We start from the raw sequence: 12,132 nt of genomic DNA, 5'->3' as shown, positions 1-12,132 counted from the left end.
GGTTACTCCCCCTCTATTCTTTCCCGTAGTCCGTTAATGTCACCTTAAAAACATATGCCGCCTCTGCCCCTACTATTTCATCTGAAAGCGTGCCATCCTCCTTAAGAGCAACGGTCCTCCCCATTTCATTTTCACTTGTTCCTATCCATGCTGTTAGATACATTGATTCATCTTTTACCAGTTTCTTTTTTTCATTGAGAAACGAAGTAAACGATGACATGTCAATTTCACCGAGTTCTTCTGTCATTTCTGACAGGCCATTATCAAATCCATTTAAAAAGATAACCTGGTTGTCTTTTCTGTCAAATCCATAGGAGAGTATTGTCTGATTGAATTCCTTTTCCACTTGCCCACGTGCATAAACATGATCTTCTGTTAACTTACCATCCTTATAAACTTCCATCGAAAACTGAAGATCTTCTACTTCTGCCAATGTTCCATCCAGCCTGAAAAATTGGATTGCATCCACCCCGGTCTTATTGATGAGAACCTGCTCTTTCTCACTTAATGAATAAGGCTTGATAGAAATATTGCTGCTTCCATCCTTCCCATCTGCACATCCGGACAGCAGTATAACAAAGAGCAGCAACAAGCATCCTGCTCGTTTTCTCATTGGCTATCCCCTCCAAGAGTTCCTGTAATCATTTCTACTATATTATTAACCCCGGGACACCTTAATTCCTTTATATTGCTTATACATGTTTCTGTTAAATATGTATTTCAAAAATTATAGCCAGTATTCACAGTAAATGTCCTGGTAAGCAAGAAAGAAAAGAGCTACTCTCCCTGTTCAGAGAGAACTTGTATACATGGGAAAATCAAGCCCTTGGGACTTTTCGGGAAGCAAAAATCTATATGAAAACAGCCTTCAACAAAAAAAGCCGGCTTGAAAGCCAGCTTCGTCATTTATAGTAGAGCATTGATTTGATAGATTTTTCCGTTTTCGATAGTGTCGCTTTTTAGAACTTTCACCAAAGCACCAGCAACCGTTTCAGCATCCCGGAGCATTCCTTCTTCTTTGTATTTCCTGAAGGTTTCAATATCATTGAATGCAGACTTTGAAGAGGAGCGGATGGTGGACTGCATCTCGGTATCCATGATTCCCGGGCTGAAGGCAAAAACCTTGTGCCTGCTGTTTCTGTTTTCTAATTCCAATGCAACTGTCTGGGTAAACATATTGATTCCCGCTTTGGTGCTGCAATACACACTCCACCCATGGATCGGCCTGCTTCCTGCACCGGAGGTTACGTTTGCGATGACCAGTTTCGCATTAGCATCCTGGACCTTCTCTAGAAAAATATCACAAATGATCATAGGCGCAAGAAGATTTACGTTTACGTTCGCCGCTGTTTTCTCTCCATCCAGGTTTCCAACAGTTTCGATAGGATCAACCATCCCGGCATTATTGATGAGGTACACACTTTCCTGTTCTTGCCCGAATACCGTACCGGCAATGTCTGAAAAAACGGTCTGCACTTCTGAACTGTTGCCGAGATCACATGTGTAATGTGTGTAATTTCCGCTGTTGCCTTCTGCCAGCTTCTTTAAGTCCTCATTTTCCGACCGGGATACAGTAATGATATTGAGGCCTTCAGAAAGCAGCTGTTTAGCTGTCGCTGCACCAAGCCCCTTTGAGGCCCCTGTAATAATCGCATAAGCCATGTCGATCACTCCTTTTTTCCTGAGTATATACAAAATTCTCCTGCTAATAAAGCGAATGGACTTTAAGGATTCATTTAAAATTCAGGCTATCCGTAAACGCTCTTTATGTAACTATGGGTGCTATTAAAGATAGGCTGTGTTAAAGAGTAATACTGATTTCTTAAGCATATTAATTGATAGATTTCCGCTACAGGCGCGCGACTCCGCGGGGCGGGCGGTGAACTAAAAAGCGGAAGCGGCCGTTCAGTGACGTACAGATTTTAGGGCTCTTGTATGAGATAAAGGAATCACGAAGAGCGTTAGCGATTCGATGATGAGTTATCGCAAGGAGAGAGACCGAAATCTGCTAGTCACTGGCCGCTGGAGCTAGATTGGCCTCCTCGGCTGCGCCTGTATAAAAAGTGGAAGCGCCCCGTTCAGCCCCGACAGGCAAATGTTCCTCAGCGAAAAAAAGGTGATCTTCCCTTTTATTCGCTGAGGGTTATTTGACCCCGAGGGGCTGGGCGCTGCAACTGGATTGGGGGTCTCACCTGTCCCGCTAATCCCGCAGGAGGTCGCACGCCTTCCGCTCCAATCGAACCCAATAGTACCGTTGAAGCTATACACTTTCCGAAACAGCCAATATTCATGACTCATATGGAGCCAATTTTTCACGGCTAAAATCATTCAAAATTTCATTACTGCATGATGAGAGGTATTATTACTTCAAACCATTCCAGCTATGAATTTTTCTCCGATTTCCTCCGGAGGAAGCGGGCGGCTGAAATAATAGCCTTGGATATTAACGCAGCCCAGGCTTTGCAGCAATGTTACTTGTTCCTTCAGTTCCACCCCTTCGGCAATGACCCCGAGTCCGTTATGAAGTGCTATCGAGAGGATTGTTGACACCATGGCTGATTGGTCTGTTGTCATGTCATCGATGAATGATTTATCAATCTTTATAGTATCAATCGGCAGCTTATCTAAATAGCTGAGAGAACTGTAACCTGTTCCAAAGTCATCCAGACTGATACGGATGCCCAAATTCTTTAACTGCCTTAATTTTTCAATTGTCACTTTTTCATTGAACATGGTCATGCTTTCCGTGATCTCAAATTCCAGGAGTGAAGCGGAGATTTTTTGTTCATTCAAAATATCCTGAACATTTTCCAGAAAGGCAGGATTTGCAAATGAACGCTGTGAAATGTTTACGGAAACAGGAAGACCTTTTAATTCAGTCGATTGCCATACATAGAGCTGGCGGCATGCCTCTCTCAACACCCACCCTTCCAAATCGACGATAAGATTGGTTTGTTCTGCTGCCGGGATGAATAGACCTGGCGGGATCAATCCTTTCTCCGGATGATTCCATCTCACAAGTGCCTCGAAGCCAACAAGTCTCTTCAAGGTTGAGTTAAATTTAGGCTGATAATACAAGACCAGTTCGTCCTGTCCAATCGCCCTCTTTAATTCGTTTTCAATAATGATTTTTTCCATGGTGCTTCGATCTAGTTTATTTTGATAAACCTCATAGTTATGAAATGAATTATCCGGAATGGAAGCCCTGGCTGTATCGGCACACTTGATCAGCAAGTCGGGTTCCTCTCCATTTTCGGGAAACATTGAGATCCCTGCTTTCATTTCCATAAAAATTTCATGACCCTCTACAAAAAATGAAGTATCCAGGATTTTGTAGAGCTGTTCCAGTGCCGGTTCAAATTCATTGTTTCCATCAACACGGGGAACAAGACAATAAATTTCATCGCCCCCAAACCTGGAAACAACACTGCCGTCTGGCAAAACGGATAATAGACGCAGGGACAACTCCTTCAAAACCCGATCGCCGACCTTGAATCCGAACAAATCCCGGATGGTCCTTAAGCGCCCGTAATCCAGACTGTAAATGGCAAAGGGGGTCTTCTCCCGGACCGCTTTCTCCACCTCGAAGATAAACATTCTCCTATTAGGCAGGCCGGTTAAATCGTCATAATGAAAGAGATAATCGATTGTATTGGACTGCTTTTTACTTTCGGTAATGTCCTTTGCGATGGCATACACCCCTTCTATGCCATTCTCGGTTTGAATAGGGACACCTGTTACACTTACATAACATACCGACTGATCTTTTTTGATGATGCTCAATTCCGACTGCTGTGAAATTCCTGTTTTGGTCAGTTCGAATTGGTTTAAGGTTTTCTGCAGTTGCCTCGAGGCTACTATATCCCTTAATGACATAGCGAGGAGCTCTTCCCTTTTATAGCCGGTGAGATGTTCAGCTCCATCGTTGGCGCTCAGAAAATTCCCCTGTAAGTCAAAGGAAATAACTGCATCAGGATTATGATTGAACAGAGATTGAAAGTGCTGCTCGCTTACTTCCACTTTTGACAGATTTTCCAACTGCCTTTGCTCGCCAAACATATCCGGAATAACAGAAAGCACCCAAACAAGCAGCAATTCCACAGCATACGGCAGCATGTACAGATTCAATTGGGATAGTTCCGCATCAATCATAGGCAAGACTGATATCGCGACAAGGTAGGGCAGACCTGCCAGCGCCACACCTGTAGCAATTGATCCTATGCTGACCCAAATACTCGTATCGCCATTCTCCGCTTCTCTGCTTATCTGAAGCAAAAATCGGAGGGAATAGAAAGAAATGGCCATCGCCAATAAAAAGGTCATGATGACCATGACTGGTTTTACATCAAGCAGGTGGAAAAATAATATCAGGATGGCTGTGTAATTTGCCATTAGTATGATCAGCGTTATAGCAATACCGCCCAGAACGAACATCCCCATATTCAATGACCTGTTGTCGGTCAACCTTAAGGCAAAGTAACTACCTGCTATACAGCACAATAAATAAATAACAATATATGAAAACAAATGATTTGTACTTCTAAAAGGCTGGTCAAGCGCCAAAACAACGAACAAATTGGTTAGAAAGAATGTTGCACCGATAAGAATCGCTTTCAGCAAATCGGACTTGATGATTTTATTGAGAATCGATTCTGTCTGAACCGCCTGAATCATCAAGGAACCATTTATGATGGAGAAGAAAATGCTCCATAGGAAATAGGGAAGAAGAATTCCATAGCTGGCTACCAACGTTTCATCCCCCTTATGTATTTGATAGGTGAATATCAGCTTTTCTATTTTAAGATACTTTGGGAAGAAATCATAGTTTTTTAAAATCGTTCAACTTGAATTCTCAAGGATGAAATCAAATAAAACATATCTTTTTAAAGAGGAGTGATGGCATGAAAATGAGGGTATTGCATTTGGCATTTCCCCTTTGCTTCAGTATCCTGCTTTCATAATGCAGAGGATATGAAGAAAAGCCTCCCGAAGTTGAAGAAGCCGAAGAAGGTACAGAAGTTGTCGATGCAGCCGGTCAAGATGATCCTCGTGCGGAAGCAGATAACTTCGATGATGATGAAGGTTCAGATGCTGCCCCTGAAGAGCTGGATCTTGATGAAGAACCATCTGAAGAAGAGTAGAATGGAAGAACCCGCTGTGTCCCATGAACAGCGGGTTTCCTTTAGTGATGATCAACTGCTTTTGAAGGAGAGAGGACAAAGTCTGCCGGCTGTGGCTGGGCTGTTTTTCCTTTCACTACTTTTTCTTTCTTCCGCTTCCGCTTGAACACATTCACCCCGACTTTTTTCTGCTGAATTTCCTTCACTCCCTGCACAATCAGCTGCATGGCAATGATAGAGATCATGAAAGCCGCCAATGGCGCCAGAACAATCGAGTAATTACCAGTCATCAGCGCATTTTTCGTTGAACTTATCAATCCCGACCATTCAAAGGTCGACGTTTTAGGCGGATCCGGCATATCTCCTCTAGTCACAATCGTGCCCCCAAGGAATAAATGAAATAACCCCAGATGAACAAGAATAAACAGGACCTGAATAAATTGCTGTCCAAACAGAATGAACAGCCTTGGTGCCAGGTGCGGAAACAGGTGGGTCCATAAGATATGTCTGTTGCTCCCGCCCATTAGCTTTGCATTCAGAATGAATTCATTTTTCGACAACTCCCTCATCTCATTCCCGATCAAAACGGTCGTCAACGGAATGACAAGAATCGTCAATATAAAGGCCTCGAATAACAGCTTCTCCATCATCGAATATTCAATCGCCGCGAACGGATCCTGCCATAATACAGGTCTTAACAATAGATAAGCGATGATACTCAACGGCAGGAAGTGGATAGAATCCACAATCCTCGTCATCCAATTCTTTCTGTATTCGTTAAGGTAAAAGTGATAGTAGACTGACAGATAGAACCCTAGAATCACCCTAAATATTGCCACAATCAGTGCAAAAATCAGCGTGTACTTAGCCCCGACGATCAATTGATCTAAGATGCTATAACCGTAGTAATCTGAGCCCAGGATCATAAGTTCTGATGGCTTATGCGGAGGGGCACTGATCAGTTTCCCGTTATCATCCCGCAGCCAAATGATCTGATCGACCGGTACTTTTGCGAAAATGGTATAAAGGATACTGTACGTAATCATGCCAAATAACGCCAGAAATCCAATGGCAAACTTGGGATTTTTCATATGCTGCAAGAATAATCTCCAGAGCATCGCAATGTAACCCCAAATCTTCCACTCCAGAAACGGCGAACGATCTTTTTTATATTTTGAGTGATCTTCTATATCCTCGGTTCTGAGCCATGTATAGATAATTTGATAGAGGAAGAAAAATGGTGTATAAATCATGATAAGTGCGGCGGCTACGGTGATAGGCCTGAAATCGGCCACAATATAATAGGTGATTCCCCTCATATTAAAAACCGTTTCAATGATGAACAAGCTTGATAACAATCCCCATATGATGATTTTCCCGTGATAGAAAACACTTGGAGAAATATTTTTTATTACATAGGACCTCAGGATCTTGGTCTTCCCCATCCCTTTACTCCGCGCGAAGTCTACGTGAGTCTTCAGAAGTTCCTCCTCCGTCAATAGCAGAAGGATTCGGTAGAATGATAACATCGGAATAATAGATAGTGTGATAATCGGGGCAAGGTACACTTTTTCCTCCCCCAATGCGGTAAAAAGCATTAACTCGACACCGAATGTTTTGTAGAAAAAGACAATGAACAACTGCAGCAGAAAGGCCACCATCAAGTCTGGAACCGTCTCGAGGAATCCTAATGACTTTTTTATCGGCGACATCAGCCATTTCGGCATCAGCACAGTGAAATAGGTAAGAATCAATGCCAGTCCCAGTCCAGCTCCTAATGCACCGAACAGTATCTGCAAAGAATAATAATAAGGTTCCAGCAGCGTCTCAATGACATCGACCTCATACCCCTTGTACATATAGAACCACGTTTCTTTTTTTGGCAATGAAACAGCAAACTTGAAGAACTCTTCCAAGTAGCCGATTCCATTATATATCCCTCTCTCCTTGAACGCATGAGGAGCTATACTCACAAACACAATGCCGACGATCCCCAGGAAATAATAAAAAGGCACTTTCAATAGAAAGTATAATTTACTCTTCATTCCCATCCCCCTTTCGTAAACATTGTAATGTTTTTGTAAAATTTAAGCAATTGGAAATAGTGTTTCTTTTTTCGGGGGGTTCGGTTTGCAAGTATTCTTTTTTAAATTGACGGGGTCTATGGGCGATTTTGACACGGTCGATTTCTTCCTTTTCCAATTCGACACGGGCTATCGGCGCTTTTGACCCGGTGGATTCTTTCTTTTTTCAATTCGACATGGCCTATGAGAGCTTTTGACCCGGTCTTTTTTCAAATCAAGATGAGCGACCAAAAAAAAATCCGGAAGAATTCTCTCCGGATTTTAATAAATCTTATTTAAACATATCGGCGATTGATTGAAACAGGTTACGGAAAAAGTCGAGGACTCCTTGTAAAAATCCTTTTCCTTCTTCACCGACAACCTCTTCTAATCTCTGTTTGATATCATTTGAGATATCTTCAAGCTGGCTTTTTACATTATCGAAATTGATATCGAGATTTCTCATTTTTTCAAATAAGTCAATCAGCAGCTGGCGGTCTTCAGGACTCAGTTCGATATTCAGCTTCTGCAGCTGCTCATTCACGATCCGCTCTACATCTTCTTTTGTGGCTGGATTCTGTTCTGCAATCTGTTTTTTTATTTCTGTCAGAAGTTCACTGACCTTCTCTTGGTCCATGCCTTCTTCTTTTGCCAGTTCTGTAGCGATGCCAAGCTCTTCATTGGCGACTTCCATCCTGACTGTATCCAGCTTCTCACCGCTGACTTCATAGGCTTTATAAATGCCCGTCAGCGCAGAGTGGCCGCTAACCTTGATCGGGGAAGCCACAACGACCGTCGCATCCTCGACTCCTGCAGTCAACAACGCGTTGGCATACATCTCATCGGTTACTTCCGTTATATTGCCGGGAGTGGCTCTTTCGATGAGTAGGCCTTCTCCTTTTTCTTTTCTTGTAATTTTGGCGGATGAAAACATTCTCGCGTTGCGGTCTTCACCTTGGATATATCGTGCCAGATCTTCACCTGTTACTGTAATCTCTTCAACCATTTCAGGGTCGTCCACTTCAAGGGCCTTCCTTACTTCTTCTTTTTGAGCTTCAGACAGGGATTCCCCCAGGACGACGATCGGAAGTCCAAACTTTTCATTTATGCTATCTGTGTTCTTTTCATTATCGGCTGCCATGACTGTACTGTTTGCAATTAGACCAAAAAAGACTGCAAGAATTAAAGCGATCTTACTCCATTGCTTCATCATTCAATTAGTTCTCCTTCTTCTTAAAAGATATCTTACAGGAACATCATATCACTTTACTCTTATAATATGTCTACTTTTTTATTCCATTCATCTTCCAGGATACTCATCTCCCACAAGCTCCAATACTCCTCCTCATACCGTTGGACATCACGCTTCAATCCTTCTCTCTGAAAGCCTGCCTTTTCATAGCACTTAATCGCTGAATGGTTAAAGTCATAAACCCCCAGGCTGACTCTGTGGAATTTATGTTGATTGAAGGCAACCTTTAATATTTCATTCATCATTGCTTCTCCGACGCCTTTTCCGCGCATAGAGTCCTCGCCGACCAACACCCGGCAAACCCTGGCTGAGCGGTTTTCCCTGTCGATGCTCTCTAGTGAAATATGACCGACCGCTTTACCCGAATCTGTTTCTACTACCTTATATATAAGCTTTTTACTGTCTTGTTCATTTGCTCCTTCTATATGTGTATGGAGTTTGCTGCGAGTCAGCGGGTAACCAAACCCGCCGCCTCCCCACTGAATATATTCCCGCTTGGAGTCGAACCAGCCAATCAGCTGATCAAAGTCCTCTTCTGTGAAATACTGTAATTCAATCATACTGGCACCGCCTTTTTTCACTTAATTACCCAGTTTGGTTTTATGAGACACCCGTTTCTTGGCAGGGAGTATTGCAAATGGTGACATGGATAGCGCGAGACTTCATTTTAAGAAGATGCAGACTCTCTCTCCCTATTAACCATTTTGGTTAATAATACAAAAAAACAAGCTCTCAGAACAGAGAGCTTGTTTTTATCGGTTGAATCATTATTAGGCTTTTTGCACGTTTGTCGCTTGAGGACCGCGTTGGCCTTCTTCGATATCGAAAGTAACTTCTTGACCTTCGTCTAACGATTTGTAGCCTTCTCCTTGGATTGCTGAGAAGTGTACGAATACATCGTCTCCGCCTTCGCGCTCGATGAATCCAAAGCCTTTTTCACTGTTAAACCATTTTACTTTACCATGTTCCATTTTTCATTTTCCTCCTATTGTAACAAAACAAATATTTCGTTATAGTATCTTACTTAACTTATTATACCCAGCAATCTTCCACTTAAACATGAATTACCAATTCTTTTAAAAAACTTTTTTAATCCAGCTTGATTTTGGTAAATTTACGCTTGCCGACATTGAGGATCAGGCCATCTGCGAGGGATACCTCAAGAGCAGGATCCTCCACCTTGCTGCCATTGATTTTCACTCCACCGTTTCCAATCATTCGGCGGGCCTCACTTTTTGATTTCATCATTTTCAATTCCACCAGAAGCTCCACAACAGAAATCTCCCGACTCTTATTCCAGTGAACAACAGGGATATCTTCTGGAACTGCCCCCTTTTGAAAGACAGCTTTGAATTGGGTCTGAGCTTTTTCTGCTGCTTCTTCACTATGGTACATCCTGACGAGGGTGCGCCCCAGCAGCATTTTCGCATCCCGAGGGTGAAGGGTGCCGTTTTCAAGATTTTCTCCGATACTGTTCTTTTCTTCAAGGGATAAATCTGTGGCCAGTTCGAAGTATTTCATCATCAGTTCATCCGGGATGGACATCGTTTTGCCGAACATCTCGCTAGGGGCTTCATCAATGCCGATGTAATTATGTTTCGACTTGGACATTTTTTCTTTTCCATCAAGACCTTCCAGCAGCGGCAGCATCATGACCACCTGCTTTTCTTTTCCATAGTGCTCCTGCAGGCCGCGTCCCATCAGGACATTGAAATGCTGATCAGTACCGCCAAGTTCTATATCACTTTCCAGGACGACCGAATCGTATCCTTGCATCAACGGGTAGAAGAACTCATGGAGTGAGATCGGTTTTCCTGCTGCCAGCCTTTCTGAAAAGTCATTCCGCTCAAGGAGTCTTGCCACCGTGATACTGCCCGCCAGATGAATGACATCCTCGAGGTTCAAATTTTTCAGCCACTTCGAATTGTAAAAGAGCTCGACTTTCTCCTTATCGAGTACTTTGCCGAACTGTTCAAAATACGTTTGCGCATTATGCTTCACTTCTTCATCCGTCAGCTGCTTCCTCGCTGCCGATTTCCCGGTGGGATCCCCGATTTTTCCTGTGAAATCACCGATAATCAACTGAACAATGTGTCCGTTTTGCTGAAACTGCCTCATTTTGTTTAGAACCACTGTATGGCCAATATGCACGTCGGGCGCGGAGGGGTCCAGCCCCAGCTTGATTTTCAACGGTGTATTTGTCTTGATTGATTTCGCGATCTTTTGCTTCAGGCCGGCTTCCGGAATGATTTCCTGTGCACCGCCGGCATAGATTTCGAACTGCCTTTCTACTTCTTTAAACTGGTCATCATTCAGGTCTTTCATCCAATCTGCCATCCTGTTCTCCTCCTTAATTATCTTTTAAAAATAAAAAAACCACATCCCAAAAAAGGGACGTGGTTTTTGCACGCGGTACCACCCTCGTTGAAGATTGCTCTTCCACTCTAAGACATAACGGTTCAACCGTCCTTTGCTACTGATATTTTCACAAAGGAAGCTCGAGGAGGTAATTCACATTCATCTATATACCGGTTCGCACCACCACCGGCTCTCTGAAACAGGGAGATGACCTGCTACTTATTCCTGTCAACGCTGATATATAAATTAGAAATAGTTTACCGAATCTTTCCTGGAAATACAAGGGTTATTTATTTCATTTTGTCTTTCCGCTTTTTTAAATAAAGTCCCATCAAAGTATAGGTTCCTATTAGTAAAATTAGAAACACCGGGAGGCTTAAGTCTGGCATAAAAACACCTTCTACTTCAGGTCTTGGAGTGACGGATGAAAAATCAGCAGCAGTACAGCAATAAGTGGTACAGATATGATCAGGGCAAGCAGCTTATTTTTATAATGAAGCCGGACCATGACAAACAAAATGACATTAAATACTAACGACCAGCCCACGCCCCAGCCATTATCATAAACAAAGAGTCCCCTTTTAAAAAAGATGTACTCAAGGAAAGTAAAGTAGGCAACCCAGGCAGCTATATAAATAACTGATTTTTTACCGTTCGGATAATACCTCAGGTAAATCATCAAAACAACCGGCAGGATTATGAAGGAAAAAGCAAGTTCAATGAGGGTATGGTTTAACCATTCGACTGTCACGGCTTTATATGCCCACAGTGTGTGATTGTAAAATAAAAAATTATAAGTCAGATTGCAAATCAAATAATACTGAATGGTTGGATAATACTCCTCCCACCGCTTCCAATCTACAAAAATATAAGCAAATAGTATATAAACAATAACAACAAGGAGTAAATACATAGGTCATTCTCCGGTTTTTGTTCCCATTCTGCCACTAATTCCTATTTTTTATAACAAAGGGAACTTCTTTGTTACTTTGTTCCCATTCATCTCTAAGTTTCGTGTATTTGCCAAAACGTGCTTCCCCTTGCAATGCAAAACGCCAGTTATTTGTTGGTGAGGTTTATTCAATTAAGGGAAGCACCGATAATCCGAAGAGACTGCCCCTCTATCACATCTTAAAGCTCTAAAAAAAAGAGGACTAAAATATTATGTTGACAAGTGTTTGTTAGAAGTGGTTTAATTATTAGTGGTTTTTTTACTTTTATTCCAATTTTTTACCAATTAAACAGATTGTGGTGGAGTTCGCTATGAAGATCAACAGGAGCATATTTGTTTTAGCTTTTTATTAATCTCTTTGTATGGGTGTGAAAAGTCTTCTATGCA

General features: G+C 42.4%; 9 protein-coding genes and 1 other annotated feature. All 9 genes read right to left on the bottom strand.

The window, feature by feature from the left end:
- Positions 1-13: 13 nt before the first annotated feature.
- Positions 14-613: a hypothetical protein gene (locus BSG1_RS11735; protein WP_006837254.1), complete on the bottom strand. Its 600-nt coding sequence runs from the start codon at positions 611-613 to the stop codon at positions 14-16.
- Positions 614-906: 293 nt separating this feature from the next.
- Positions 907-1,662, bottom strand: coding sequence for a (S)-benzoin forming benzil reductase (locus BSG1_RS11730; RefSeq protein ID WP_044022801.1), 756 nt, complete (start codon positions 1,660-1,662; stop codon positions 907-909).
- A 705-nt stretch (positions 1,663-2,367) separates the two neighbouring features.
- Positions 2,368-4,749: a putative bifunctional diguanylate cyclase/phosphodiesterase gene (locus BSG1_RS11725; protein WP_006837250.1), complete on the bottom strand. Its 2,382-nt coding sequence runs from the start codon at positions 4,747-4,749 to the stop codon at positions 2,368-2,370.
- A gap of 433 nt (positions 4,750-5,182) precedes the next feature.
- Entirely contained in the window at positions 5,183-7,165 is a 1,983-nt protein-coding gene (locus BSG1_RS11715; RefSeq protein WP_044022799.1) for an ABC transporter permease subunit, read from the bottom strand.
- A 310-nt stretch (positions 7,166-7,475) separates the two neighbouring features.
- Positions 7,476-8,396 (bottom strand): DUF1002 domain-containing protein, encoded by a 921-nt coding sequence (locus BSG1_RS11710; RefSeq protein WP_006837247.1) that lies wholly within the window; start codon positions 8,394-8,396, stop codon positions 7,476-7,478.
- A gap of 59 nt (positions 8,397-8,455) precedes the next feature.
- A complete protein-coding gene (locus BSG1_RS11705; protein ID WP_044022798.1) occupies positions 8,456-8,995 on the bottom strand; it encodes a GNAT family N-acetyltransferase in 540 nt (179 codons plus the stop codon).
- Positions 8,996-9,205: 210 nt separating this feature from the next.
- Positions 9,206-9,406 (bottom strand): cold-shock protein, encoded by a 201-nt coding sequence (locus BSG1_RS11700; RefSeq protein ID WP_006837245.1) that lies wholly within the window; start codon positions 9,404-9,406, stop codon positions 9,206-9,208.
- A gap of 118 nt (positions 9,407-9,524) precedes the next feature.
- A complete protein-coding gene (tyrS, locus tag BSG1_RS11695) occupies positions 9,525-10,772 on the bottom strand; it encodes a tyrosine--tRNA ligase (protein WP_006837244.1) in 1,248 nt (415 codons plus the stop codon).
- A gap of 50 nt (positions 10,773-10,822) precedes the next feature.
- Positions 10,823-11,034 (bottom strand) — a binding site (T-box leader).
- A 159-nt stretch (positions 11,035-11,193) separates the two neighbouring features.
- A complete protein-coding gene (locus tag BSG1_RS11690) occupies positions 11,194-11,706 on the bottom strand; it encodes a CBO0543 family protein (protein WP_006837243.1) in 513 nt (170 codons plus the stop codon).
- Positions 11,707-12,132 lie beyond the last annotated feature (426 nt).

The sequence above is a fragment of the Bacillus sp. SG-1 genome, assembly GCF_000181495.1.
In the GTDB taxonomy this organism is placed as follows: Bacteria; Bacillota; Bacilli; order Bacillales; family Bacillaceae_B; genus Rossellomorea.
The sequence above is the reverse complement of the archived record's forward strand: the minus strand, read 5'-3'. Positions and strand labels throughout refer to the sequence as shown.

Coding starts and splice junctions, on each gene's coding strand:
- BSG1_RS11735 (WP_006837254.1), bottom strand. CDS start 613: ATGAGAAAACGAGCAGGATGCTTGTTGCTGCTCTTTGTTATACTGCTG.
- BSG1_RS11730 (WP_044022801.1), bottom strand. CDS start 1,662: ATGGCTTATGCGATTATTACAGGGGCCTCAAAGGGGCTTGGTGCAGCG.
- BSG1_RS11715 (WP_044022799.1), bottom strand. CDS start 7,165: ATGAAGAGTAAATTATACTTTCTATTGAAAGTGCCTTTTTATTATTTC.
- BSG1_RS11710 (WP_006837247.1), bottom strand. CDS start 8,396: ATGATGAAGCAATGGAGTAAGATCGCTTTAATTCTTGCAGTCTTTTTT.
- BSG1_RS11705 (WP_044022798.1), bottom strand. CDS start 8,995: ATGATTGAATTACAGTATTTCACAGAAGAGGACTTTGATCAGCTGATT.
- BSG1_RS11700 (WP_006837245.1), bottom strand. CDS start 9,406: ATGGAACATGGTAAAGTAAAATGGTTTAACAGTGAAAAAGGCTTTGGA.
- tyrS (WP_006837244.1), bottom strand. CDS start 10,772: ATGGCAGATTGGATGAAAGACCTGAATGATGACCAGTTTAAAGAAGTA.
- BSG1_RS11690 (WP_006837243.1), bottom strand. CDS start 11,706: ATGTATTTACTCCTTGTTGTTATTGTTTATATACTATTTGCTTATATT.